Source organism: Hyphomicrobiales bacterium, assembly GCA_039973685.1.
In the GTDB taxonomy this organism is placed as follows: Bacteria; Pseudomonadota; Alphaproteobacteria; order Rhizobiales; family JACESI01; genus JACESI01.
The window spans coordinates 119,657-146,178 of the sequence record JBDWKL010000020.1 but is presented as its reverse complement, the minus strand read 5'-3'; the positions used below and the strand labels follow the sequence as shown (position 1 = coordinate 146,178).

Sequence of the window (26,522 nt, the reverse complement as noted above, 5' to 3'; positions counted from 1 at the left end):
AGCGGGCTTTTTAGCCCGCTTTTTTTTGATTGAATTAGGGTTTTATGTCAGTAGCATGTAGCCCATGATCAAAATAATATCCCATGCATTCATATTTATCCTACTCACTATTCTCTCTCAGATTGGTGGCATTGCGTGGTTGATCGCGCTCCGTTTTAGATTGCGGTTGATAGCATTTGTCGGTGTATATGCAGTACTCTCTATCAGCACAATTTACATCGCTCCAACCCTCGGGCGCGTTCCGCTTCCGTGTTGGTCTGATGGCCCGCTGCAATCACAGTCCGTGTTATATTGTGTGTTGAACCGACACTATGTAACGCCCGAGTTGAAAAGCGTGGCGCTTGATATTGCCGATAAAATAGATGCATCCTTTCCTGGCACGAAAACACTGACCCTCGATGGCGGGTTTCCCTATTTCGCCAGTTTTCCGCTCCTGCCGCATCTATCTCACCACGACGGGAAAAAGCTAGATTTTTCTTTCTTTTATCAAGACGCAGATGGTGAATATATCGCGGATAAAACACCCTCTCCAATCGGCTATTTTGGATTTATCCAAGGCCCGACGGAATGTCCAGCAAACTGGATTACCCTTAGATGGGATTTCAACTGGTTACAGTCGTTGCTGCCCAAATACCCGCTTGAAGAGAAACGCACTGCAGCATTAATTGATATAATCGCAGATGATCCCCACGTTTCAAAATTGCTTTTAGAGCCACACTTGAAGAACAGATTGAATATAAAAAGCGATAAAGTACGTTTTCAAGGTTGCCGCGCTGCAAGACATGATGATCACGTTCACATTCAATTATAAAAAAGGGCGGCTCAAAGCCGCCCTTCATCACAAATATTGAACAGACTACTCAGCCGCTTCAATCTTATCCTGCGTCTTCGTATCAAAATCGCTGGCATCATGGCGTTCATGCAATTGCTCGCTTAGTTCACCGAAGGCGCGATTGACCATTTTACCCCGTTTTACCGCAGGGCGTTCGTCGATCTCTTTAGCCCATCGGGTCAGGTTCTTATAAGAAGCGGCATCAAGGAATGTAGCGCTATCACCATAAATACGACCCAGCACGACCAAACCATACCAAGGCCAAATTGCGATATCTGCAATGGTGTATTCATCCCCTGCAATGTACTTATTGCTCGCCAATTGACGGTCTAAGACGTCAAGCTGCCGTTTTGTTTCCATAGCAAAACGGTCGATTGGATATTGCATCTTAAAGGGCGCGTAGTGATAAAAATGCCCGAAGCCCCCACCAAGATACGGGGCAGAACCCATCTGCCAAAACAGCCAATTAAGGCATTCAGTGCGTCCAGCCGCATCTTCTGGGATGAAAGCACCAAATTTTTCCGCGAGATAAAGCAGGATTGAACCTGATTCAAAAATCCGCGTAGGTGGTGTCGTGCTGTGGTCCATCATCGCAGGAATTTTGGAGTTTGGATTGATATCCACAAACCCGCTGGAAAATTGGTCACCCTTACCAATGCTAATCAAATAAGCATCATATTCTGCCCCTGTATGACCAAGCGCCAAAAGCTCTTCCAACAACACAGTCACCTTCACACCATTCGGTGTAGCAAGCGAATGCAGTTGAATTGGATGTTTGCCAACTTCTAAAACCTTGTCATGAGTTGGTCCCGAGATCGGGCGATTGATATTGGCGAACTCACCGCCATTTTTAGCATCCCACGTCCACACCTTAGGGGGTGTATATTCATCTTGCTCGGCCATCATTCAAACTCCGGTCTATCGCAGTTAAACTGCATTGTTCATCTCGTTGAATATAGTGCGTTATGTGAAATTTCATAGCAAGACGATTACACACACAGGTGATCAGACTGTTCGATAATCGGAAACGATCACCCCAGCACCTTTTACCAAAAACTTTGTGGGTCGACATCAATTTGCAAATGAACACCGTTGCGTGGGTTTTGACAGCCGCCAAGCCAACCTTTGATATAAGATTGAATATCAAGGTTCTTCGGCGCTTGTATCAAAAGCCGCGCCCTAAACCGGCCCCGTACGACCGCAAGAGGGGCTTCAGAAGGACCGAGGATCAATATTCGCGCATCGTTTGGCGCACTCATTCGCAAATGTTGGCCATATTGCATGGCGCTGGCCTTATCATTCCCAGAGATGATGAAGGAGACGAGGCGGCCATAAGGGGGAAGGCCGTTTTGTTTTCGTTGTTCGCTTTCCGCTTTATAAAACGCATCACGGTCACCCGCTAGAATGGTCTTCATCACCACATGATCGGGCGCATAGCTTTGCAAAAGCGCGCGCGATTTCCCACCAGCTCGACCCGCACGCCCTGTTACCTGACTGAGTAATTGAAAGGTACGTTCCGCCGCGCGCATATCGCCATTGCCAAGACCTAAGTCCGCATCGACGACGCCGACCAGAGATAGCTTGGGAAAGTTATGTCCCTTCGCCACCAACTGCGTCCCGATTATGATGTCCGCCTCACCGCGTTCAATGGCAGCGAGTTCTTGTTTTAGCCGTTTCGCAGACGTGAACATATCTGACGACAAAATAATTGATCGCGCATCAGGGAAGATTTCAAGCACTTCCTCATGGATACGCTCAACACCTGGACCGCAGGCAACCAAGGTATCTTCGCCATCACAATTGGGACACTTATCTGGTTTTCTAGATGAGTAACCACAGTGGTGACATTCAATCGTATTGCGAAAACGGTGTTCCACCAGCCAAGTTGAACAATCAGGGCATTGGAACCGAAATCCGCATTGGCGACAAAGCGTCAAAGGTGCATAGCCACGGCGATTGAGAAAGAGAAGGGATTGCTTCCTGTCCTCTATCGTTTGTTTCATTGCAGATACCAAATCTGGGGCGAGCCAGCGGCCTTTTTCTGGCGGATTAACCCGCATGTCGAGCGCCGCTAGGGACGGCAATTCTGCATGAGAAAAACGGCCCTTAAGAACGACCTTCTGATACCGGCCTTCTTCCGCATTGACGTAGCTTTCTAGCGACGGCGTGGCGGATGCGAGAACCACGGCAAAATCATTCAAGTGTCCCCGAACCACGGCCATATCCCGCGCGTTATAGATTGCGCGATCTTCCTGTTTATAGGCCATGTCATGTTCTTCATCGACAATGATGAGGCCCAAATCTTGATAGGGAAGAAACAACGCCGAGCGCGCACCCACGACAACACGGACTTCTCCATCAGCAACACCCCGCCAAACAAGTTCCCGCCGTTTTGATGTGATGTCGGAATGCCATTCCGTTGGTAGCCCACCGAAACGGGCAGCAAAGCGATCGAGGAACGCGCCTGTTAGTGAGATTTCTGGCACCAAGATTAATATCTGTTTGCCTGCTTTCAAGGCTTCGCTGATGGCTTCAAAATAAACTTCAGTTTTCCCGGAGCCCGTCACTCCATCAATCAACGTGACGCTGTATTTACCCGCTGCAACCGCTTGTCTCAGCGTTGCGCCTGCTCCCTTTTGGCTTTCAAAAAGTTCAACGGCGCTAAAGTCAGGATCAAGTCTATCAGCAACAGGCTTTGGCGGTAGGATTACGGTTTCGAATGCACCCGCTTTTACCAACCCATCAATAACGCTCGGTGTGACCCCAGCAGCAGAGGCAAGGTTTGATTTGGACCACGCCAATCCATCATCCGCAAGGGCCAGCACTTTTTCCCGCGCTGGTGTCATCCGGCTGGGCTTTTCGCCATTGCTGCGGACACCCATGATTGGCTTATCTTCGCTCAGTGCTTTTGGTATGCGCACCACCATGCGAGCAACCAAACCGGGGCTTGAAAGCGTGTAGCGTGCTACCCAGTCAACGAAGCGGCGAATGTCGTGGGAAATGGGGGGTACATCATAAACGTCGACGATGGGTCTGAGCTTCTTAGGATCAACGTTTTCAGCCCCCTCATCATCCCAAACAACGCCGATCACGGTGCGAGGGCCAAGCGGGACTTTGACAATTGAGCCTATCTCAACGTTCATATCTTCGCCGACCAGATAGGAATATGGTCCATCAGTTGGAAGCGGCACCATCACAGCGACTACATCGCCCGCCGTCTTTACGACAGATGGGCGTGCTTCATCCGGCTTTGGACGGGTCTTTTCCGGCGTGAAATCTGTTTGCTCTTCCTCAAAAAAGCCCAACAAATTGTCGGAAAGCCCTGATGGTGGTTTTTGTCCGCTCATGTTTTCCGTGAACTGATGGTGATTCACCGGTTACAGTAGCAAAACAACCGTGCATTTGCTTCCGGATTCGGATATTGAAAGTACAAATTCGCATTCTATCCAAGGAAAGCTATTCCCATGAAATTTTTTGTAGATACCGCCGATGTTGCTGAAATCCGTGAATTGGAGGCAACAGGCCTTTTGGATGGTGTGACAACCAATCCATCGTTGATATTGAAATCTGGTCGCGACATCAAAGAAGTGCTCGCGGAAATTTGTGACGCTGTTGAAGGTCCAGTATCTGGCGAAGTTGTGGCTATGGAAGCCGGCGCCATGATTAAAGAAGGCAAATTGCTTGCTGAAATCGCGAGCAATATTTGCATTAAATTGCCACTCACAATGGAAGGCTTGAAAGCTTGTAAGGCGCTGACGGATGAAGGTTATAAAACCAACGTCACGCTTTGCTTCTCAGCTAACCAAGCGCTGCTTGCTGCAAAAGCAGGCGCGACGTTTATCTCACCGTTTATTGGTCGCCTCGATGATATGGCAATTGATGGCATGGAGCTGATTGAAGACATCCGCACCATTTATGACAACTACGGTTTTGAGACTGAAATCTTGGCAGCCTCCATTCGCACAGCCAATCACGTAAAAGACGCAGCCCTTGCAGGCGCAGATGTAGCAACTATCCCTCCGTCTACTCTCAAAGGATTGGTCAAGCATCCATTGACGGATAAAGGCCTTGAAACATTTATGGCTGATTGGGCGAAGACGGGCCAGTCGATTACGTAAGTCTACATTTAGGTTTTTGTTGGCGGAGGCTCTTTAAAAACATAACGAGCCCCGCCAGCAAGCAAACCCCAAAACCCAGCTGACACGCCGAACAAAGACATGCCTGATGCCGTCATTAAAAATGTGACGGCGGCCAGCATTATTCGTGCCAATGGCATTCAAGCCTTGCAAAGCCGGCAAGAGCGGTTAGCAGATCAGCGAAGCTAACGGCTATCCTAGAATAACTTGACCTTATTTTTCTTTTGGACTGCTTTGTCCGCGTTTTTAATGGCTTCTTGGTCGACGGCTATTTGATCCGTAGATTCTGCTGCGGGCAGCAGTGACACAATGATGCCAGCGCGATTAATGTCGCAGACGTAGCTTCCAGCTTGTGATGTAATGCGGATACGGAAAACGTCTGCACCTAAGAGGTTAGAGCTTAGGGGTAAAATATTACCAGAATTTGGGAAGCGGGTTGCGATTTCGGATGAGCAGGCGAGTTGAAGGTCAGCTGGAGCTGTTTCTACGGCTTGGTTTGCTGTTGGTTTCAAGCCTGAAGAACCTGTGGACGTGCACGCAGCCAGTATGCTTGCAGCAAAGAAACCTAGCAAACTTGTAAATAAGGTTTTTGTCACGCTGTGCCTAGTCACGTCAAATGGTCCCATCAATCAAAATTAAACACCCATAAGAAGTGCAGCATCTATAAGTGGTTTGGTCGTTCTATATTGGATTAACGTATCAAAATTCTCAAGTTTGTGGAGTCCCAGAACAATAAACTTTCAATCTGGCAGCAATGCTATGACTAGTGCACAACCGTGTTCATTGCCTTTAGATTTCGGCTTCTGAGGATAGCCATGCAGGTTTCAATGCTTGCAAGAATAGCGACGATGATGAGCAAAGGGGTGTGCCCGATCCAAACAATGAGCGTTCCAGCAATGAGAGGAAAGCCAAAAACGCCGATGAAATAACTAAGGGCAAAAAGTTGGAGCGTTTGAGGGACAAGATCGTCTCTCGCATCATTTGCCGCCATTGCTGTGAGAATGGGATACGAAGCGCCGTAGCCAATGCCAAACATGAAGGCGACCAATATGTATAGCGGCTCGGTGTTTTCCATCATGATGAATACGACGACACTCGCTGTCATGGCCGCTTGCATAACCGCAATTGTTCGATAGGGCGAAGTGCCACCTTGAAAGCCGATTAGCAGTAAGCGGCACGATAAAACGGTGATGGTATAGGTGAGGAAAAAGATAGAATAATCCAAACCTCTGGCATTGGCGAAAACGGTTTGAAAATTGTTCATGCCAGCAAACACGCTCGCACCGATGCAAGCCATCGTAATGGGAAGCCAAGCTGGGGATTGCATGATGCGTTTAAGGGAAGACCAATTTAATCTTGAGGTTGGTTGCGTAGTCGCGTCCTTTGCAAGGGCTTGAACGTGGGTTGTGATTGCAAAGAATAACGCGCCGCTGCCAAGGCACAAAAGGCCCATTAATTGAAATGTCTCAGCTATCGAAACTTCTATGGTTTGCAACCAAGCCGCCAATACAGGCGAAATTCCAAAGCCGCCCATAACAAACACGGATAAAACCGCGAAGGCCTTGATACGTTTGCGGGCGTCAGTGATACGGGTGAGGACGACGGGGATTAGGCTATAAAATAGACCCCAGCCCAAACCAAGCAAAATGCTTGCGATGATCAAAACCAAGCCAACTGACGTGGCCACACTGAACAGCATCAGGCTGATTGCGATCAAAACCCCTGAAAGGCTGAGTGTTCTCATACGGCCAATTTTGTCTGAAAGATGCCCCGCGAAATACACCACAATCAATGTTGCAACTGTTGTGACCGCAAGCATTTGCCCGACATTCTTTTCATTGGCCCCAAAGGTTTGGAACAAGTCGGGCAATAAAAAGGTTAGGCCATAGGTGCCTGATTGAACGAAACACGCAGTAAAATACAGACTTAAAATGATTGTGCGTGACATACCGTACGCAGACCCATGCGGCTTTTTAAGCCGCATTCTTATGAGAGTTCTTGCGTAATTTCTCTTCGTTTTCATGAATATAATTACGCGTCGGCTTTGCCGTTGACTGCTTTTTTACAACTTGAATTTGAAAATTAAAAAGCTTTCCATGACGGAAACTCACCTCAGACGTTGCAAGGTATAAGTCCCACATGCGGAAAAAGCGTTCATCATACAACTCTAATACCTTGTCACGATTAGCGTTGAACCTTTCACGCCAATGTTTGAGTGTATCAGCATAGTGGTAAGTCAGAATCTCGATATCTTTCACGAGCAATCCGCTCTTTTCAATAGAGCGTAGAGTTTCGGAAAGGCACGGTATATGCCCATTCGGGAAAATATACTTTTCAACGAAAGGAGGGTCAAACGCATTTGGTTTCGCACGCCCAATGGAGTGCAAAACAAACACGCCATCATCCTTCATCAGCTTTTTTGCGGTTTTGAAATAAGGAATAAAGTTTTGCGGCCCTACATGTTCAAACATACCGATAGAAACCAGGCGATCAAAGGTTCCTTCAACCTCACGGTAGTCGGTTAAATTGAAACGAACGCTTTCGCTAAGGCCGAGATCTTGCGCGCGCTGCTGGGCAACGCGTTGCTGTTCGATTGACAATGTAACGCCGGTAACATCGACATCAAAATTCTGGGCTAAGAATAAACCTGTGCCGCCCCAACCGCAGCCAATATCTAATACACGTTGTCCCTCTTCCAGCATCATTTTAGCTGAGATATGGCGCTTTTTAGCGCTTTGGGCTTCTTCTAAGCTGGCATCAGGAGTTTCAAAATATGCGCACGAATACTGCAAATCATCATCGAGAAACAGTTTGAACAGGCGGTCATCTAAATCATAATGATGCGCGACATTACGCTGTGCCTTTTCAGGCGCAATACGGCGGCGCCAAAATCGATCAACGACCCGCCATAAACTAAGGGCAACGGCAGGTGGGGTTGCAAATTTTTTGGCCCCATTAATTTTTACAATCTCAATAAAGCGATCCAACTCACTGCTGTCTATGGTCATGCGACCGTCCATATACATCTCAGCAAATTTCAACGCTGGATCAAAGTAGACTGAGCGCACGGCTTCTGCATCTTGAAAATGAACAGTCGCTACAGGGTTTTCGCCGTTACCAAAATTGACCTGCTCACCCGAAGGATAATGCACGTTCAATGTGCCCGTTCGTATGGCACGCTGGAGCATCCCAGTAAGTAGATTTTCAAAATTCAAAAGGGAAAACACCATAACTACAATTCCTACAAAGTTTATTGGCTGCCTGATGCAAGCTCGAGACTACGCACCTCGTTGTATCAGTGTCGACAGGCTTGCTGCAAGGAGGATAATCTTTCAACGTTTCAAGCGAGGTTTAAAAGACCCACGAAGGTTTTGATCTCTTGCGTGGGTTTTAACTTTTGGGCCTACGCAGCGCGCAGGTTTTTTGCCGCTTTTTTGGCGGCATCTAAGCCTCTCGTGATATCAGAAATCAAATCATCAGCACTTTCAAGGCCAACCGACAAACGGATCAAGCCATCACCAATACCAAGCTCCGCACATTCATCTGCGGATAGGCGTTGGTGCGTGGTTGTGGCGGGATGGGTCACAAGGCTTTTTGCGTCACCTAGATTGTTTGAAATCTTGATGATGTTGAGCGCATTGCAAAAGGCAAAAGCTGCTTTCTTGCCGCCGTGAATATCAAGTGCCAACATGGTGGACCCTGCGGCCATTTGCTTTTTGATAAGCTCGCGCTGTGGATGAGTGTCCGAGCCTGGATAGATCAGGTTTGAGAGCGCTGAGTTTCCTTCAAATTCTTTCGCAATCTTACCTGCTGTTTCTGTCTGACGTTCCACACGAAGCGGTAGCGTCTCAAGACCTTTAAGCAAGACCCATGCGTTGAACGGGCTCATGCTCGGGCCAGTGTGTTTGTTATAAGCGAAAACCTTCTCGATATAATCTTCTTCACCAAGAATGATGCCACCAAGACAACGGCCTTGGCCGTCAATGTGCTTTGTTGCGGAATAAACCACGACATCTACACCGAATGTGCGAGGGCGCTGCCATAAGGGTGTTGCGAATACATTGTCGATGATTACTTTTGCATCGACCGCGTGGGCAAGGGTAGAAACAGCTTCAATGTCGATCACATCAAGGGTCGGATTGGTGGGTGATTCAAAAAAGCAAACTTTGGTGTTTGGCTTTATTGCAGCTTCCCATTCTTCAATTTTAGTGCCGTCAATCAAGGTTGTCTCAACACCAAATCGTGGCGCAAGTTCTTCAACGATATAGCGGCATGAACCAAACAATGCTTTGGCAGCAACGATATGATCACCAGCGCTTACAATGCTCATAATAGCGGAATGAACGGCGGCCATACCGCTTGCTGTTGCCATTGCAGCCGGTGCGCCTTCGAGCAATTTCATGCGCTCTTCAAACATGGCAACGGTTGGATTGGCGTAGCGTGAATAAACATAACCGTCTTCTTCACCGGCAAAACGAGCTTCGGCCGCTTCGGCGCTGTCATAGACAAAGCCTTGCGTTAAATAAAGCGCTTCGCTGGTTTCGCCAAATTCAGAGCGCGTTGAACCGCCATGAACAAGATTGGTAGCAAGATCTAGGGACTGGAGGTCAGAGGGGGAGGAGACCATATTACTTTCCTTACAAAAAACCCGACCAATACGATTGGTCGGGATGCACCCAGCTCCAACCGTTTAGCTGCTTTTTTAACGTGGCCGCAAGCTGGTCGCTCAAATCACCACGGGATAAGAACGGGTATAAACTCATCGTCTCTTGGCGTCAATTCACGGATTGGTTAGGAATTAGAGAGAGTAACTAAGCAAAGCGTGAGTTTCATGGATAAAACAGGCATTCTGGCAGAGCATCATATTGCTGAACTGGTCGCGACTAATGCGATTTCGGTAGCCCGAGCTTTGGACGATGATCAAATCCAACCTGCAAGTTTGGACCTTAGGCTTGGTGAGATCGCTTATCGTGTGCGAGCGAGCTTTCTGCCCGGCCCGCAGCGCTCAGTGATTGATCGGTTGCAATCTGTGAAACTTCACGAAATTGACCTGCGCGAAGGGGCGGTTTTAGAAGTTGGATGTGTTTATATCATTCCGCTGCTTGAGCATTTTAAACTGCCATCAGGCATGACGGCTTCTGCCAATCCAAAAAGCTCGACAGGGCGGCTTGATGTTTTCACCCGTGTGATTGCTGACCGTGCTCGCGAATTTGACCAAGTGCCAGAGGCTTATGAAGGGCCGCTTTATCTTGAGGTCAGTCCGCGTACTTTCCCTGTTGTGGTGCGTACTGGCTCACGGCTTAGCCAAATCAGGTTTAGAACGGGCGATTCACTTTTGTCTGACGCTGCTCTGCAAGAATTGCATGATAGCGAAACTCTGGTTGCCTCCAGCACACCTTACATTCAGCACGGCATTTCTCTTTCAATCGATCTTCAAGGCGGTGAAGATGGGTTGGTCGGCTATCGCGGTAAGCGTCATACGGGCGTGATTGATATGGACAAAAAGACGCAACACGATGTGCGCGATTTTTGGGAACCAATTTATGCGCGCGGCTCTGGGCCGGAAGTTGGATCGATTATCTTGGACCCTGATCAGTTTTATATTCTAGTTTCCAATGAAGCAGTTCACGTGCCACCAGATTATGCCGCTGAGATGGTGCCGTTTGATCCACTAGTTGGTGAATTCCGTGTGCATTATGCAGGCTTCTTTGATCCGGGCTTTGGTCATTCAGCCGCGGGTGGAACGGGTAGTCGCGCTGTTTTGGAAGTGCGTAGCCATGAAGTGCCGTTTATTTTGGAGCACGGGCAAACCATTGGCCGCTTGGTTTATGAGAAAATGTTAGAGCGCCCAAAAACCCTTTACGGCGAAATTGCCACATCCAATTATCAAGGGCAGGGCTTGAAGCTTTCAAAGCATTTTAAACTGCCGTGAACTTAAAAGTATAAAGGCCGCAAAAAGCGGCCTTTATCTTATTGAAAATTTGTATCGTGCAATGGGTCTTGCTTAGGCTTCGTCAGCTGGCAAGGCATTCAACATGCCATAACGCTCTTCGCCAATTTTTTCGAGCAAATCCATTTGCGTTTCCAAGAAGTCAGCGTGGCCTTCTTCGTCGACAAGCAACTCATCGAAGATCTTCATTGAAACATAGTCACCTTCAGCTTCGCAGATTTCACGGGATTTTCTGTAAGATGCGAGGGCTTCCATTTCGCCTGCAAGGTCTGCTTCCAGAACTTCTTTTACATTCGTACCAATGTTCAGCGGTGCGACTGTTTGCAGGTTTGGATGGCCTTCTAAGAAGAGGATACGCTCAATTAATTTGTCAGCGTGAACCATCTCTTCAAGGCTCTCTTCTTTCTCTTTTTTAGCAAGCTTGCCATAACCCCAATCATCCAAAAGGCGGTAGTGCAACCAATATTGGTTGATCGCGCCAAGTTCCAGATGGAGGGCTTCGTTTAATCGCTCAATTACTTTTGCGCTGCCTTTCATAGGGCGTTCCTTTTTGTTTGGGGTTCTCCCAATTTATATAGGCCAGCGAGAAATCTATGTAAAGTCAATTTAGAATAATTCTAAACTAATGAAAATGATTGGTGTAAAAAGGGTTAGTTTATAATTGACTGGGTTCTAGTTATCGCTTCTTCAAGCCGTAAAAAACCCCAGCCATTTCTGACCGGGGTTCAATTTTTTTACCTAAGTAATTCGCTTATTTTGGAAGCTCGCTGTCCATGCCCTTCACGTAGAAATTCATGCCGGCAAGTACACCATCTTCAGCCACTTCGCCCGCTTTCAAGAACACAGTGCCGTCTTTTTTGGTGATCGGACCTGTGAATGGGTGGAACGTGTCGTTTTTGATGCTTTCAGCAAGTTTAGCAGCTTTTTCAGCCAACTCTGCAGGCATGTTGGTGTAAGGCGCCATAATGACGTGCTCTTCAGTCATGCCGTCCCATGTTGCCTGCTGTGTCCATGTGCCATCAAGAACTTGCTTCGTGCGCTTAACATAGTAATGCGCCCAGTCATCGATGATGGCTGTTAGCTGAGTTTTTGGACCAAATTTGATCATGTCTGAGGCTTGACCAAATGCATTCGCACCGCGTTCTGCAGCAACCTGCATTGCAGCTGTAGAATCGGTGTGTTGTGTCAAAATGTCAGCACCTTGATCAAGGAGTGACTTTGCAGCATCTGCTTCTTTGCCTGGGTCAAACCATGTGCTTACCCAAACAACTTTCACTTTGAAATCTGGGTTTACAGATTGTGCGCCAAGCAAGAATGAGTTGATGCCTTGCACAACTTCTGGGATTGGGAATGACGCGATATAGCCTGCAACGCCTGTTTTAGACATTGTGCCTGCAATCATGCCTTGAACGTAGCGGCCTTCATAAAAGCGGCTATCGTAAGTTGAAACATTTGGATGCTCGCGTTTGAAACCAGTTGCGTGTTCAAACTTGATGTCTGGAAATTTTTTGGCAACCGCATTGGTTGGATCCATATAGCCAAATGATGTTGTAAAAATCAGGTCATGACCAGAGCGGGCAAGGCCTTCAATTGCACGTTCCGCGTCAGCGCCTTCAGGCACGCTTTCAAGATAAGTGGTTTCAACTTTATCGCCGAGTGCTAGTTCTACGGCTAGGCGGCCTTGGTCGTGCTGGTAGCTCCAGCCGAAATCACCAACTGGTCCCACATAAACGAAACCTACTTTAACTTTGTCTTTGCCAGCTGCGAGTGCGTTTTGCACTGTTGCTGTGGCACCAACGGCAATCATAGAGAGTGCTGCAAGTGCGCCGATTACTGTTTTTTTCATGACGTCTCCTCTTTATTTTATTCGCGAACCTGACGTTCTTGTCAGGTTTTATTATGCCCGCAAACTTGGTTGATGCCTTAACGCGCTGCTATTTATCAGCGACGAACGGCAAGCCAAGACAAGCTGGGGTATTCGTTTGGACCAGTCTTCTGTTTCTCGAGATCAGAATCAAGACCAAAATAGTGGCAAGATAGGGCAGAGCGGACAGAAGTTGTGTGGGAACATTAAATCCGAGCGCCTGAGCGTGAATTTGTAGGATGAGCACTGAGCCAAAGAGATAAGCGCCCGCAATCGCTCGCATTGGTCGCCAAGAGGCGAAAACCACGAGGGCTAAGGCAATCCAGCCGCGTCCCGCACTCATGCCTTCAATCCATTGTGTTGTGTAAGAAAGCGATAGATAAGCACCCGCAAGGCCCGCACAGGCACCACCAAACAAGATAGCCAAGAAACGCACGAACAAGACGGGATAACCAATGGCGTGAGCTGAGCTGTGATTGTCGCCAACGGCACGCAGAATGAGGCCGCTTCTTGATTTGAATAAGAACCATGAAACGCCGAAGGCCAACGCAAAAGACGCATAAACCAAAATGTCGTGGCCAAACAGCAAATTGCCGATAAGCGGAAGATCCGTCAGGCCGGGAATGTCCATCTTCGGTAATTTTAAACCCGGCAAACCAATATAAGCATTGCCGATGAGACCGGATAACCCAAGACCTAAAAGTGTGATTGAAAGGCCCGTCGCGACTTGATTGGCAGCCATGACAAGAACCAACAACGCAAAGAAAACGGAAAGCAACATGGCAGCACCAACGGCAAAGAAAATGCCTGCTGTTGGCGAACCAGTTAGCTGAGCGCCTGCAAAGCCCGCGATTGCGCCGATGATCATCATGCCTTCGACGCCGAGGTTTAAAACGCCTGAGCGTTCAACTACGAGCTCACCAATGGCTGCAAGCAACAAGGGTGTTGCTGCTGTCATAATGGTGACAGCAATGGCAAAGATAATATCAACACTCATGAGCGTACCTCACTCAGTCGCGTTTTGAGGCGCAAACGATAATAAATTAGCGTGTCGCAGGCGAGCACGAAGAACAGCAAGACACCTTGAAACACGCTGGTGATTTTATTGGTGACCTTGAGGAAAATTTGCGCGTTTTCGGCGCCGATGTAAGTAATCGACAAAATGAATGCCGCGATCAGCGCGCCGACTGGATTAAGCCTGCCCAAGAATGCAACGATGATTGCCGTAAAGCCATAACCAGGCGAAATGGCAGGGCGGAGTTGCTTGATTGGCCCTGCAACTTCGATGATGCCTGCAAGGCCAGCAAGACCGCCTGATATGGCGAGCACGAGATAGACCGTTTTATCACGACTGAAACCTGCGAATTTCGCAGCCTTTGGCGCTTGGCCAGCGAGCTTGATGCCGAAGCCTTGAAAGGTGCGACCCATAAAGAACAGCAAGATAAAGGCGGCAGCGATGGCGATATAAAGGCCAATGTTCAAACGGTCTGCACCAATGATTGGCATAGTCGCCCATTCATTAAAGCGGATGGTTTGTGGAAAATTTAATCCTGCTGGATCACGCCAAGGGCCGCGCACGACATAGTCGAGAATGAGTTCAGCCACATAGACCAGCATCAACGAGGTAAGGATTTCATTGGCGCCAAAACGCACTTTGAAGAGGGCTGGAATAAGGGCAAAAAACATCCCGCCCATAAAGCCAAGCATCATCATTAACGGCAAAGTATATGGGCCTTGCATGTCAGGCAGGAGCACTGGAATAGTCGCGCCCGCGATGGCGCCGAGAATGAATTGTCCTTCTGCGCCAATATTCCAAACATTGGCGGTGAAACAAATCGTAAGCCCTGCTGCAATAAGTGCGAGCGGGATGGTTTTGACCAGAATTTCTTCAAGCGACCATGCTTGTGTCAACGGCTCAACGAAAAAGACATAGAGACCATTGGCTGGATCTTTGCCGAGAAAAAGCAAGATGATGGCGCTGGTAATAAGGGTGAAAATGATCGCTATAATTGGTGATGCGAACATCATCCATTTAGAGGGAGCGACCCGCCGTTCAAGCGAAAGTGGCATGGCCCGCCTCCGTATTAGAATGGTCAAAGCCTTCGCCACCCATTAATAGGCCGAGGCTTTCGCGGGTCACTGTCGATGCATCCACAAAAGGTGAAAGGCTGCCTTCATGCAAGACGGCAATTTCGTCAGCAACTTCGAAAATCTCATCTAAATCTTGGCTGATGATCAACACCGCCATACCTGCTTCTGCGCTATCGATTAGCGTTTGCCTAATGTGGCGAGCCGCACCTGCATCAACGCCCCACGTTGGTTGGTTGATGACAATGATTTTAGGGTCACTGCCAAGTTCGCGACCTATAACAAACTTTTGCAGATTGCCACCAGACAAGGAACCTGCGGGCGGGTTTTTGCTGCCGCGACGAACATCGAAATCGTCGCAAATTTCTTCGCGAATTTTATCAGCGCTGGAACGTTTTAACCCGAAAGCAGACCGCAGGTCATTGCTGGTTGTCGCACGGGTCAAAATCACATTTTCGCTCATCGACATGCTGGGTGCAGCCCCATGGCCAAGGCGCTCTTCTGCAACAAAAGCCATGCCCATTTGACGACGTTTGTTGACGCCGATTTGTCCTGCGGGCTTGCCGAATATTTCAAGAGCTGAGGCATTATCTAAATTTGCTTCGCCAGTTAGGCTTGCAAAAAACTCGTTTTGTCCATTGCCCGCAATACCTGCAATCGCGGCGACAGTTCCAGCTTTCAATGAGAACGAGATGTTGTGGAGGGATGTTCCAAACTGCGAGTCCGTTGGCAAAGACATGTTCTTTGCTTCCAAAGCGGTTTCAGCTTGGCCGTGATGTTTGGTGCTGGTTTTCACATCAGCAACACTGGTGCCAACCATCAATCTTGCAAGTTCTGCTTTTGAGGTTTCGCGCGGGTCACAATGGCCGACGAGTTTCCCGTGACGCAAAATGGTCGCCGTATCGCATAGGGCCCGCACCTCATCGAGTTTATGGGAAATATAAAGGATCGACCGCCCTTCATCGCGCAGCTTTTTCAGTGTGATAAACAGTGTATCGGCTTCTTGCGGGGTCAGCACGGATGTTGGTTCATCCATAATGATCAGTTTTGGATTGGCCAACAAACAACGAACGATCTCCACTCGTTGGCGCTCACCAACGGATAAGTCTGCAATTTGTGCGGTTGGATCAAGTGGGAGCCCGTATTCGCGAGATATTTCTGAGAGGCTTTGACTTACTTCTCTCAAGCTTCTGTCTTTTGGCAGGGCAAGCGCGACATTTTCAGCAACATTAAGCGCGTCAAACAGTGAGAAATGTTGGAACACCATGCCAATGCCAAGTTTTCTCGCATAAGCGGGGCTGGCGATTTGTACGGGGGTGTTTTGCCAATTGATTTCACCACCGTCTGGGGCAAGTGCACCGTAGAGCATTTTGACAAGTGTTGATTTGCCCGCTCCATTCTCGCCGAGTAGGGCGTGAATTTCTCCTGTGCCTATGTTGAGATCAACGGCATCATTGGCAACGAGTGTGCCAAAAGTTTTTGTAATGCCTCGAACTGTCAGCATAAAAGCAACCAAGTAGTGAAATTACGGTCATCATTGTAATGTTTTCTACGAAAGTAAATCTGTTTTTCCAAGAAGGTAATTCAGATTTTGGAAGAAAGTCGTTGGCCAATTGTTAGCAAAATTGAGGTTATGGCAAGCTTCGGTCTAAAGCGCTGGTTTCACGTCTTCGCGATCCCTGATTGGCATCATGGTTGCCGTCATCATTGCCACTTGCTTTTCCACGCCGCCTTTAATGGCGAAAGCTTTGCCTTCCATTACAACGAGCGTGCGACCAGGTTTTACGACGGTTCCTTCAAAGCGATAGGTCTCGCCGAGGGCAGGGGCTAAAAAATTGGTCTTGAATTCAACGGTCAAAATTTCTTCCGCGTCACCCAGCAATGACAAGGCCGCATAGCCGCAAGCGCTGTCTAAAATCGCTGCAACGCCACCCCCGTGCAAAAACCCATGTTGCTGAGTGATTGGGTTGTGGTGTTGAACCGTAAAGATCACTTTGCCAGCTTCAACCGTTTCAAGATTGACGCCTAAGGTTTTCATCATAGGCTGCAAGTTGAAATTTTCGCGGACGCGCTGTTGGAAATTTTCAGATTTCGGCGTGAAAGTATTCAATCTTTGCCTCCGCTTAAAAACTCTGGACCAAAGCCGATCACCTCATCATCGAGCTTGCCAATCACCTTCTCGTCTTTGCCCTCATAATCAAGCGATTGAAGGAGGTGACGAATGACGTTCAGCCGCGCACGTTTTTTGTCGTTTGAGCGGACAATTGTCCACGGGGCATGATCTGTGTGCGTGCGCTTTAGCATCTCGTCACGTGCTTTGGTGTAATCATCCCATTTATCGAGAGCCTTGATGTCGATAGGGGAGAGCTTCCAAACCTTGAGCGGGTTATGGCGACGGTCATGAAAGCGTTTCAGCTGCATTTCGCGACCAACATTGAGCCAGATTTTGAATAGTTTAATGCCGTCATCCACCAGCATGTCTTCGAAGCGCGGCGTTTCGGTCAAGAATTTATCATGTTGCTTAGGCGTGCAAAAGCCCATGACAGGTTCAACGCCGGCGCGATTATACCAAGAGCGATCAAACAACACCATTTCGCCGTCGGTTGGCAGATGCTTGATGTAACGCTGATAGTAAAGTTCGCCCTGCTCGCGGTCGGTTGGCTTAGATAGGGCCACCACGCGGGTATAGCGTGGGTTTTGGAATTCTTTCACCGCATGAATGGTGCCGCCTTTGCCTGCCGCATCGCGACCTTCAAACACCATGACGACACGCTCACCAGTTTCACGTAACCAACGCTGAACTTTCACCAATTCAATTTGAAGCGGCTCAAGTTGCTTTTCATACTCTTTGCGCTTCATTGGTTTTTTGTGCGGATAACCACCGGAAGAAAATGTAAGATCCGCGATTTCATCGGCGAGGTCTGGATCGTCCAAATCGAAGTAATCAAGCGGATTAAAAGCATTCGTCATTGTCAAATTCCCCTTATGCGAAGGGCCTAACAATGCATGACTGGTTTCATCACTGCAATGGGTGACAGTATTGCAGTTGCAACGTGATTAATTGGCTTGCCGAACCAAGACGTGCGACACGGATGTGTCTTGGCGTTCTGGACTGATATAATTCGTAACCACGCCCACGCGCAATCTGCTGCCCACAGGCGAAATTTCTAAACGCCGCTCGGCGATGAATGTTTTGAAGACGGCGACCAATTCTCCTTGGCCAAGATCAACAAGCTCGCTCCAACCCCAAGAACAATCACGGGGGTGACATTTTTCGAGTGCCCTGATTTTTAGCTTCAAAACATCTGTATTTTGTGCGCAGGAAGTTTCGATTTCAATGCGATGTATAACCTTTTTCTCTGCACGTACATTGATCCATTTTCCATCTAGCTCATGGGCCTTGCAAGTTTCTGCGACTGCTGATGTTCCTAGCGAAAGAACGGCAATAAAGAATGCTGTGAGGATGAGAAAATATTTTTGCATGCTAAGCTCTCGGGTGGGCCTTATCATAGATTTCGGCCAGACGATCCATATCAACACCGGTATAGATTTGAGTGGTTGAAAGGCTTGCATGGCCGAGTAGTTCTTGAATAGTACGAAGGTCACCGCCACGACTGAGCAGATGGGTCGCAAAGGAATGGCGTAGTGCATGGGGTGTCGCACTTGACGGCAAACCCAAGGCGGAGCGTAGGCGTTCAACGGCTTTTTGAACAAGGCGTGGATTAAGTGGGCCACCGCGCGCGCCTCGAAACAGGGGCTCATCTTTGGCAAGGGTAAAGGGGCAAAGGCGAATGTACTGCGAAATAGCAGCGGAAACGGCTGGGAGCAGGGGTATGATCCGCTCTTTATTGCCTTTGCCGATAATCCGCATTGTTTTGGCTCGTTGATCAGGCGCCATTGCGCGGGTGAGCGAAAGTGCTTCTGAGATACGTAATCCAGCTGCATAACAAAGAGTGAGAACTGCAGCATCGCGGGCTGCAATCCACGGTTCTTCTGAGAGTTGCTCACTTGCATCGACCACGCGCTTTGATTGGTTCTCAGTCAAGGGCTTTGGCAGGGTCGCCGCGCGTTTTGGGCTTCTGATAGCGCCAAAAGCGGAGGCGTCAATTTCGCCTTGGCGTTCCAAAAACCGGGCAAGTGAGCGAATGCCAGAAAGGCTTCGCCCCATGGTTCTTGCCCCTGCACCATTGGCGCGTCTTCTTGCCATGAAGGAACGAATATCAGCTGGGCGTAAATTTGATAGGTCTTTCACTTTTGGCGGATGACCCAGATGTTCGGTTAAAAACCGGAAAAATTGTTCTACATCCCGCTCGTAAGCCTCGATGGTTTTTTCAGCGAGTTGTCGTTCGCTTTCAATAGATTGTACCCACCGTTCCCGCGCTTTGGCGAGGTCAGGACTAGCAATAATCAAAATGTTCTCAGCGCTGCTCATGGTCCTTATTTTGCCAGCGCCATCTTAAGGTCTGGTGAATTCAGCTTTTTATGCGCCGCCTCCAGTGTTATTGAAGTGTAACCAATCATGACAAACGGCCAAATCGCTATGTACGAAGCCATTACCAACAATATTAAAGTGGTCGTTGAGCCAATTTATCTGGAAAACGAATCCAGCCCCGATGCGAATCGTTATTTTTGGGCGTATCGTGTGGAAATTGAGAATTTGGGCGAAACTGTCGTGCAGCTCAAAGACCGATTTTGGAAAATTTCAGATGCGAACGGAAACGTTCAAGAAGTTGAGGGGCCGGGGGTTATCGGGCAACAACCATACATTAAAGCAGGTGCGCGGTTTGAATATACAAGCGGCTGCCCGCTGACGACTCCTTCTGGGTTTATGATGGGGCATTACTCGATGATTGATGAGGATGGCGAAGAGTTCAATGCTGAAATTCCAGCCTTCTCGCTCGATTTGCCTGATGCAAAACCTGTTTTGAATTGAGGGCTGAATTTAGTGATTGATCTTCGCCCTATCATAATGGTTGTTGGTGTTTTGTCGTCTATTCTTGGCGTGGCAATGTTCATTCCCGCTTTGGTTGACGGGGTGAATGGTAATGAGGAATGGAAGGTATTCGTTGCTTCAGGATTGATTACAGTTTTGATTGGCTTTGGCCTTTTTATCGCGTCTCGTGGTGACCGCCCCAGCCTAAATCTTCGGCAAGCTTTTTTAATGTCTGTTGTGACGTGGGTGATGCTTGGCGCCTTTGGTGCGCTGCCATTTTATTGGTCTACTTACATAGACAGCTATACAAATGCATACTTTGAATCGATTTCTGGTCTGACCACGACAGGCGCAACGATTATGGTCGGGTTGGATGATACACCTGCTGGTTTGCTGCTATGGCGGGGCATACTCCAGTGGATTGGTGGTTTGGGTATCATCGTTATGGCGGTTTCTGTTTTGCCGATGCTGCAAGTCGGTGGCATGCAGATCTTTAAAGCGGAAGCTTTTGATACGGCAGAGAAAATTTTGCCAAGTGCAACCCAAATTTCAGGTATTATGACGGCGATTTACTCTGCGCTGACAGTGGCCTGCATGATTGCGTATTTTGTGGTTGGCATGCCAGCCTTTGATGCGTTGGTCCATGCAATGACAACAGTTGCAACAGGTGGTTTTTCGACCAAAGACTTATCAATCGGCGCTTTCAACAGCGGGTGGGTCGATTTGGTTGCTGTCATTTTCATGGTGCTCGGGTCGCTTCCCTTTCTGCTCTATATCAAAATGATGCAGGGACAGAGGGATGCTCTTTTTACCGATGGCCAAGTGCGGGCCTTTTTGTTGACGCTTCTAGGCTTCATTATCATTGTCACGTCGCTTGAAGTGGCAGGCGAGTTTTTTGTGCCTGCTGAAGCGTTTCGCCATGCGGCTTTCAACGTTGTTTCGATCATGACGGGTACTGGATATGCAACCCAAGATTATGGCGCTTGGGGTGCGTTTTCCACGGCGATCTTCTTCTTGCTGATGTTTGTTGGTGGTTGCGCTGGATCTACCTCATGCGGCATTAAAATATTCCGCTGGCAGGTTTTGTTTCAAGATTTGAAGCAACACGTAAATAGTGTGGTGTTTCCCAATGGCGTCTTTGTAAAGCGCTTTAATGGCCTTGTGCTGCAAGACAGCGTGTCGGTTGCGGTGATGGGTTTCTTCTTCTTATACCTTGCCTGCTTTGCCGTGCTTGCCGCTTTGTTGAGCTTGACAGGGCTTGATACGTTGACGGCCTTGTCTGGTGCTGCGTCTGCCATTTCCAATGTGGGGCCGGGCCTTGGTTTGGTGATCGGGCCAGAAGGTAATTACACAACGTTGAGCGATACTGCCAAATGGCTTCTTGCCGCTGGTATGCTGCTTGGACGGTTGGAACTCTTTACTGTGCTGGTCCTTCTAACGCCTGCGTTTTGGCGGGTGTAGCAAGTCTGTTTTCTGCAGATGTTCGCGTGGTTTGATTGGCTAGTTGGTCAACCTGTCCGCTCGTGCCGTAAAAGATCGAGCGGAAGAACCATTTAATATCAGCACCAATGCCAAGCAATGCTGGCACCATGAATAAGACCAGTATCGTTGCAAAGGCTAGACCGAACACGATGGTAATGACCATCGGCAGCAAGAATTGTGCTTGGCGGCTGGTTTCAAACATGAGCGGTGTTAGTCCGCCGATGGTGGATAGCGAGGTTAGCAGCACTGCGCGCAAACGATCTCGACTGGCGCCGATGGCTGCATCAAAAATACTTTCACCTTCCTCGCGGCGCTCTTGGAAACGGCTCACCAAAATGAGGGAGTCGTTCACCAAAATACCGGATAGGCCCAGCATTCCGACAAAAGACAAAATGGTGAGCTTGAAGCCCAGCACGAAATGCCCAACCACAGCACCGACAACGCCAAATGGAATGATCATCATCACGGCAAGCGGCATGGTGTAGGAGCCGAAAATCCAGGCCAAAATGATGTAGATAAAGGCCAGCGCGATGGCGACACCAACTTTTAAATCGGCGAAGGCATCGGCGCGTTCTTTGTCTTTTCCATCATAGCGGTAGGTAAGGCCATATTTTGATGTAATGGCACGCACGCTACCGTTTTCTTCCAACTCGTCGATGACTTCTTGGGTGGTGGTCACGTTGTCATTAATGTCAGCGGTAACAGAAACGGTGAGCTTGCCATCTTTGCGTTGGATCACTGCAAAACCTTGGCTTTCATTGATTTCAACAATCTCGCCAAGCGGCACAAAATTATTTGTGGGCGTGCGGATTGGGAAATTGCGAAGGGCGGCTGTGCCTTGCGCTTCCATTTTTTGTTTGACCCTAAGCGTGATCTCTTCGTCACCTTCAGCTAAAAGGCGCGGAATGGCCCCTTCAAATGCGCTTCGAACTTGCTGGCCAACCGCATCAATAGATAAACCAAGCGTGCGGCCACGGTCGTTGAGTTCCAGTATTATTTCAGGCTTACCAAATGGCAGATTGTCTGCGGTGCCTGATACGCCAGGGATGACGGCGATCAACTGGGTGATCTCATTGGCTGCTTGTTTCAAAATGCCAGGGGTTGCCCCTTGCAATTGAATATCGATATCGCGACCTGGCGCGCCGCCACGGCGTTGTGAGATTGAGAAAGATTTTAAGCCAGCAATTGTTGGCACGCTTTGACGCCATGTTTTCACGATAAGTGGGGTGCGAACATTTCGGTTTTCAGAAACGGTGAGATCGACTTTGATGTCGGCTACATTCTGTCCACGGTTCACACCAGATTGGCCATAGGTGATTAAAACACTGTCGATGAACTTCTCGCCATCACCGAGTTTGTTTTCAAGGCCATAAGCTGTTTGTTCCAGATCGGCTAGAATTTTCAGCGCTTCTGGTCTTGGAATGCCCGCGTTGAAAACAATGTTCGCCGTGATCGTTTCAGCTTCAGGGGATGGGAAGAAGCTAAATCCGATTTTGCCACTACGAATGAGGCCAACGGCAAAGACCATCATGGCAGCAAGACAAATTGCGATTGTCACATAGCGCCAACGGAAAGAGGTCCGAATGGCCCAGTCAAACGGACGATCGCGGAAGGTGCCGAACCCACGATCAAAGAGGCGGCGAAACCAGCTTTCTTGCCCTTCAGGTCGTCGGTTGCGATTGAGAGCCATGAGATAAAAGATGCCTTCAATCAAGAAGCCAACAATAAATCCAAAGAGGCCGAGGACAACGGGGAGAAGGCTGGCGGAGGCAAGTCCTGCTACCCATTGCGAAATCGCGATGGCTTGTCCGATCATGAAGCCAAGGCCACCTAGGAAAAGGGAGAGCATATAACTTGCAGCTGAGCCGACCCAAGAGAAGAGCAATTGTACTGTGGCGAAAACTGGCGCGAGGCAAAGTTGAACAAGCTCAACGAAGGCAACGAGCAAATGAGCAAGCGGGTTGCTATCTGCTTTGACGAACCCAACCCAGCTTTCAGCACCAAACCATGAAGCATATATGCTTGATGCGCCAGCGAATGATACGTCACTTGAAACGGCAGTTGAAATGAGTGTCGCTATTTCTGGGCCATTGGCGTTTTGCACAGTAAAGGCAAAAGCCACGATGAGAAGAGAAATCAGGAATTGGCGCCACGGTGACCAAAGCCGCTTCTTGTGGGATTGCAATGAATGTCCGAGGTGGCCGGGCAAAATCAAGAAGCATTCAACTAGGCTGGCAATCAGGGTGCAGATGACAACAATTGGTATTGCCCCCATGATCTGACCAACCACGTCGCCAATGAGCAAAATTGGGCCGAAGGCCGCCGCAGTGGTTAGGCTTGCGGCAAATACGGGAAGCATCATGCGGCCCGCTCCACGCTCCGCCGCGACAAAGGAATCATCGCCCATTGAAAGGCGGGTGGCGGTATGTTCGCCCACCACAATGGCATCATCAACAATAATGCCAAGCATCATGAGCAGGGCAAAAAGCGAAACCATATTGATGGAAGCGCCCACCACCAGCATGACGCCCAAGGTGGCGGCAATGGCCACGGGAATACCAGCTGTTACCCAAAAGGCAACACGTGCGTTCAAGAAGATGAAGAGCACGATAACGACCAATAACAAGCCGCCAATGCCGTTCTTCAGCAAAAGCTGAATGCGTGCTTTCAAGGCATCTGTCCGCCCTGAATCTGCCGTAACAATGAGAGACTTTGGAAATGTGCTGGAAACCTCAGCCAAGTAGTCATCGACAATTTTCGATTGCTCAAGCGTATCACTGTTTGAAGCGCGATTGACGGTGAGTGAGATGGCAGGATTGCCATTGATGAGGGCGCGGGTTTGATCAATGTCGTAGGAGGCGCGCACGGATCCGATGTCGCCGACCGTGATGCGGTCGCCTGATTCGAGTGCGCGTACTTCAAGCTTGCGAAGGCTGCTAATATCCGCCGTCTCACCGATGGTGCGCAGTTGTTTGTCCACCAATCCTTCTAGATCACCAGAAGGTAAATCACGGGTGTTGTTACGCAATACGGTGGAGACATCATTTACTGTCATATTGAGCTGGCGCAGTATTTTTTGCTCAATATCGATATGAACTTCCTTGTCGCGCAGACCGCTCAGTTCGATATTATCAATGCCACGGTTGAGAAGATCGTCTCTGATCCGTTTTGCAAACGTTCGAATGGTGGATTCTGGGAACGGCCCATGCACCACGAGTGTCGCCACGCGGTCAAAGAAACGTGGGATCGTAATTTCTGGCTCTTCCGATTCTTCTGGCAAAGTGGTGACGGCATCGAGTGCTGTCTCTATTTCTGCTTCTGCGTCTTTAAGATTGGTTCCACTATCATATTCAATCGTAATCGCAGCGCCGCCTTCACGGGCTGTTGAATCAAGCTTTTTTACATCATTAAGGAAGCGCAGTTGCGGCTCAACAGCGGCCAGAATATTAGCTTCAGCATCTTCCGCACTAGCACCTGGCCAATTGATGTTGACCGTAATGCGGTCGACGACGAAATTTGGGAAGAATTGCGTATTCAGTTTTTGAACGGCAAAGACGCCTGCAATCAACAAAACCACCATCAGTAGGTTAGCGGCATTGGGGTGGCGAACGAAAAGGCGAAGCAATCCGTTTGCTTTGGATTGGTGATTTGGCTCAGCGTTTTCGCTCATCACGGTTTACCCTTTGGGTTGTGTTGATGGTGTCTCGGCGCTTTCAGTTGTTTGCTCTTCGCGTCGGATTAGAATGCCTTCACCAACCTCAGCAATTTGCGTGATGATCACTTCGTCACCCACATTCAAACCGTCACCGATAATAACAGACTGCCCGTCAAAGGCTGCGATGGTCACTTTTCGTGCGCTTAAGCGATTGTCGTTGCTGACAACATAAACTGTATCGCCTTCAAAAAGAGCGGTTTCAGGGATGCGGAAAGTTTGCTCAAAAGATTGATCCGGTACTGCGACGCTAACAAATGCACCTGGTCGTACGCCTTTTGAAACGGCGGCTTTATCCAGCCTCGCGTAGACGGCAACACCGCCTCGTCCGGCGGCAACTTCAGCACCAATACGGTCAATTTTTGCAGGAATCTCGAGGGTAGATGAACCAATCTTCCAAATAACATTCACAGTACGACCGTCGATGTCTTTGTTGTTGGTAACAAGGCGACCATATTGTCCATCTGAAAGCACAAATTCTGCATCCAGTGTTTCAGCCTCATAAAGCGTAATGATGTTAAGCGCTGATGTAATTGTCTGCCCAATTTCCACGTTTGTTGCTTGAATGACAGCGTTGAAGGGGGCTTTGAGATTTACTTTTTTGATGTTGCTCTTGGCTTGGCGAAGCAATGCTTGCAATCGCAATACAGTGGCTTTGCGCGCTTCAAGTTGAGCTTTTTGAATGGCAATATTTGCTTGACTGGTTTGGAAGGATGCACGTCTTTGGCTGAAAATGAGCTCGCGCTCTTCGACTGTTCTTTGTGTGACGGCTTTTCTGGAGAGCAGCTTTTTGGCTCGGTCCAAATCGTCTTGCCCCAGTGCTAATTGTTCGCGGGCGCGTTCCAACCCGGTTTCTTCGGTACTAATGCGGGTTGTGGTTTCCAATACGGAAGCTTCCGCTTCCTTTAAATTGGCTTCGGCTTCTGCAACAGCAATTTCAAAGGGGAATGGATTGAGTTTTATGAGGGTTTCGCCCGCCTTAACTCGTGCACCAGCTTTAACATTTGGGTTGATCTCAACAACTGTTCCATTGACCAGAGAGGTTAGATTAAGCGTTCGCCCTGCAACCAATTCGCCATAAACAGAAATCATTGGCTGATTGAGGCTTGCTTGTAGAATTTGGGTTTGAACGGTGTAGATGGCTTCTTTTTGAACTCGCTTTGGCCGTTCTTTGCGTGAGTCAGCCAATTGGTTCATCAAAAAGCCAGAGGCCACCAAAACTGCCGCCATGATGATAAATTGCATTCCACTGCGCACAGCAAAAACAGCAAGTTGCCAGGTTTTACTTCCGCGTGACGGGTTAGCAACCATTGGCTCTGCCACGGCGTCAGTATTGGCCACTACTTCCGCGTTATGCGGTGTAATCTCTGTCGCTTCGCTAACAGTAATGTCGGTGGAAGGCGGTTGCTTCATGTTGGGTTCTGTTTTGTTGGCGGTCAGGCCAGAGTGATTGAGCAAAATTGCACGTGGAATATGATCAGCTTAAGGCAATGGCGCCCGTTCGTATAATATAGTGGATATTTGA

General features: G+C 48.7%; 22 protein-coding genes, 1 pseudogene and 1 riboswitch. Of the genes and pseudogenes, 5 read left to right on the top strand and 18 right to left on the bottom strand.

Features of this window, described 5'->3' with window-relative positions; genetic code table 11:
* The first annotated feature begins 64 nt into the window (after positions 1-64).
* Entirely contained in the window at positions 65-811 is a 747-nt protein-coding gene (locus tag ABJO30_06700) for a hypothetical protein (protein MEP3232499.1), read from the top strand.
* Between the two features lie 45 nt (positions 812-856).
* Here ABJO30_06700 and yghU read toward each other — a convergent pair whose 3' ends face one another.
* Both yghU and ABJO30_06690 read right to left on the bottom strand, forming a co-directional pair.
* Positions 857-1,735 carry a glutathione-dependent disulfide-bond oxidoreductase gene (yghU, locus tag ABJO30_06695; GenBank protein ID MEP3232498.1) on the bottom strand — a complete coding sequence of 293 codons (879 nt, stop codon included), beginning with the start codon at positions 1,733-1,735 and terminating at the stop codon, positions 857-859.
* Positions 1,736-1,878: 143 nt separating this feature from the next.
* Positions 1,879-4,179 (bottom strand): primosomal protein N', encoded by a 2,301-nt coding sequence (locus ABJO30_06690; protein ID MEP3232497.1) that lies wholly within the window; start codon positions 4,177-4,179, stop codon positions 1,879-1,881.
* A 117-nt stretch (positions 4,180-4,296) separates the two neighbouring features.
* Between ABJO30_06690 and fsa the strand changes: the two genes are divergently transcribed.
* Positions 4,297-4,950 (top strand): fructose-6-phosphate aldolase, encoded by a 654-nt coding sequence (gene fsa / locus ABJO30_06685; protein MEP3232496.1) that lies wholly within the window; start codon positions 4,297-4,299, stop codon positions 4,948-4,950.
* 8 nt (positions 4,951-4,958) lie between these two features.
* Here fsa and ABJO30_06680 read toward each other — a convergent pair.
* The 5 genes and pseudogenes from ABJO30_06680 to metZ form a co-directional block, all read right to left on the bottom strand.
* Positions 4,959-5,084 (bottom strand): annotated as a pseudogene (locus tag ABJO30_06680) (benzoate/H(+) symporter BenE family transporter).
* A gap of 81 nt (positions 5,085-5,165) precedes the next feature.
* Entirely contained in the window at positions 5,166-5,564 is a 399-nt protein-coding gene (locus ABJO30_06675; GenBank protein MEP3232495.1) for a hypothetical protein, read from the bottom strand.
* A 167-nt stretch (positions 5,565-5,731) separates the two neighbouring features.
* Positions 5,732-6,916, bottom strand: a complete 1,185-nt coding sequence (locus tag ABJO30_06670; GenBank protein MEP3232494.1) for an MFS transporter — start codon at positions 6,914-6,916, stop codon at positions 5,732-5,734.
* 25 nt (positions 6,917-6,941) lie between these two features.
* On the bottom strand, positions 6,942-8,198 hold the full coding sequence (locus ABJO30_06665) for a cyclopropane-fatty-acyl-phospholipid synthase family protein (protein ID MEP3232493.1): 1,257 nt from the start codon (positions 8,196-8,198) through the stop codon (positions 6,942-6,944).
* 173 nt (positions 8,199-8,371) lie between these two features.
* Positions 8,372-9,595, bottom strand: coding sequence for an O-succinylhomoserine sulfhydrylase (gene metZ, locus ABJO30_06660; GenBank protein MEP3232492.1), 1,224 nt, complete (start codon positions 9,593-9,595; stop codon positions 8,372-8,374).
* A 43-nt stretch (positions 9,596-9,638) separates the two neighbouring features.
* A riboswitch (SAM riboswitch) is annotated at positions 9,639-9,716 on the bottom strand.
* Between the two features lie 83 nt (positions 9,717-9,799).
* Here metZ and ABJO30_06655 point away from each other — a divergent pair.
* Complete coding sequence (locus tag ABJO30_06655) at positions 9,800-10,900, top strand: 2'-deoxycytidine 5'-triphosphate deaminase (protein MEP3232491.1); 1,101 nt, start codon at positions 9,800-9,802, stop codon at positions 10,898-10,900.
* Positions 10,901-10,972: 72 nt separating this feature from the next.
* On the opposite strand, the gene bfr is transcribed toward ABJO30_06655, so the two are convergent.
* The 9 genes from bfr to ABJO30_06610 form a co-directional block, all read right to left on the bottom strand.
* Positions 10,973-11,455: a bacterioferritin gene (gene bfr, locus ABJO30_06650; protein ID MEP3232490.1), complete on the bottom strand. Its 483-nt coding sequence runs from the start codon at positions 11,453-11,455 to the stop codon at positions 10,973-10,975.
* A gap of 214 nt (positions 11,456-11,669) precedes the next feature.
* On the bottom strand, positions 11,670-12,764 hold the full coding sequence (locus ABJO30_06645) for a BMP family ABC transporter substrate-binding protein (GenBank protein ID MEP3232489.1): 1,095 nt from the start codon (positions 12,762-12,764) through the stop codon (positions 11,670-11,672).
* An 88-nt stretch (positions 12,765-12,852) separates the two neighbouring features.
* Complete coding sequence (locus ABJO30_06640) at positions 12,853-13,779, bottom strand: ABC transporter permease (GenBank protein ID MEP3232488.1); 927 nt, start codon at positions 13,777-13,779, stop codon at positions 12,853-12,855.
* Complete coding sequence (locus ABJO30_06635; GenBank protein MEP3232487.1) at positions 13,776-14,852, bottom strand: ABC transporter permease; 1,077 nt, start codon at positions 14,850-14,852, stop codon at positions 13,776-13,778. Before ABJO30_06635 ends, ABJO30_06640 begins: the two co-directional genes overlap by 4 nt.
* Positions 14,836-16,374, bottom strand: coding sequence for an ABC transporter ATP-binding protein (locus ABJO30_06630; protein MEP3232486.1), 1,539 nt, complete (start codon positions 16,372-16,374; stop codon positions 14,836-14,838). Before ABJO30_06630 ends, ABJO30_06635 begins: the two co-directional genes overlap by 17 nt.
* 144 nt (positions 16,375-16,518) lie before the next feature.
* Positions 16,519-16,980: a PaaI family thioesterase gene (locus tag ABJO30_06625; GenBank protein MEP3232485.1), complete on the bottom strand. Its 462-nt coding sequence runs from the start codon at positions 16,978-16,980 to the stop codon at positions 16,519-16,521.
* Positions 16,977-17,840 carry a polyphosphate kinase 2 gene (ppk2, locus tag ABJO30_06620; protein ID MEP3232484.1) on the bottom strand — a complete coding sequence of 288 codons (864 nt, stop codon included), beginning with the start codon at positions 17,838-17,840 and terminating at the stop codon, positions 16,977-16,979. The genes ABJO30_06625 and ppk2 overlap by 4 nt, the downstream gene beginning before the upstream one ends.
* A gap of 87 nt (positions 17,841-17,927) precedes the next feature.
* Positions 17,928-18,353, bottom strand: a complete 426-nt coding sequence (locus ABJO30_06615) for a hypothetical protein (protein MEP3232483.1) — start codon at positions 18,351-18,353, stop codon at positions 17,928-17,930.
* 1 nt (position 18,354) lies between these two features.
* A complete protein-coding gene (locus tag ABJO30_06610; protein MEP3232482.1) occupies positions 18,355-19,302 on the bottom strand; it encodes a tyrosine recombinase XerC in 948 nt (315 codons plus the stop codon).
* Positions 19,303-19,410: 108 nt separating this feature from the next.
* Between ABJO30_06610 and apaG the strand changes: the two genes are divergently transcribed.
* Both apaG and ABJO30_06600 read left to right on the top strand, forming a co-directional pair.
* Positions 19,411-19,803 carry a Co2+/Mg2+ efflux protein ApaG gene (apaG, locus tag ABJO30_06605; GenBank protein MEP3232481.1) on the top strand — a complete coding sequence of 131 codons (393 nt, stop codon included), beginning with the start codon at positions 19,411-19,413 and terminating at the stop codon, positions 19,801-19,803.
* Between the two features lie 12 nt (positions 19,804-19,815).
* A complete protein-coding gene (locus tag ABJO30_06600; GenBank protein ID MEP3232480.1) occupies positions 19,816-21,264 on the top strand; it encodes a TrkH family potassium uptake protein in 1,449 nt (482 codons plus the stop codon).
* Here ABJO30_06600 and ABJO30_06595 read toward each other — a convergent pair.
* Positions 21,221-24,955, bottom strand: coding sequence for an efflux RND transporter permease subunit (locus ABJO30_06595; protein MEP3232479.1), 3,735 nt, complete (start codon positions 24,953-24,955; stop codon positions 21,221-21,223). The genes ABJO30_06600 and ABJO30_06595 overlap by 44 nt on opposite strands.
* 6 nt (positions 24,956-24,961) lie before the next feature.
* A complete protein-coding gene (locus ABJO30_06590) occupies positions 24,962-26,410 on the bottom strand; it encodes an efflux RND transporter periplasmic adaptor subunit (protein MEP3232478.1) in 1,449 nt (482 codons plus the stop codon).
* Positions 26,411-26,522: the final 112 nt, after the last annotated feature.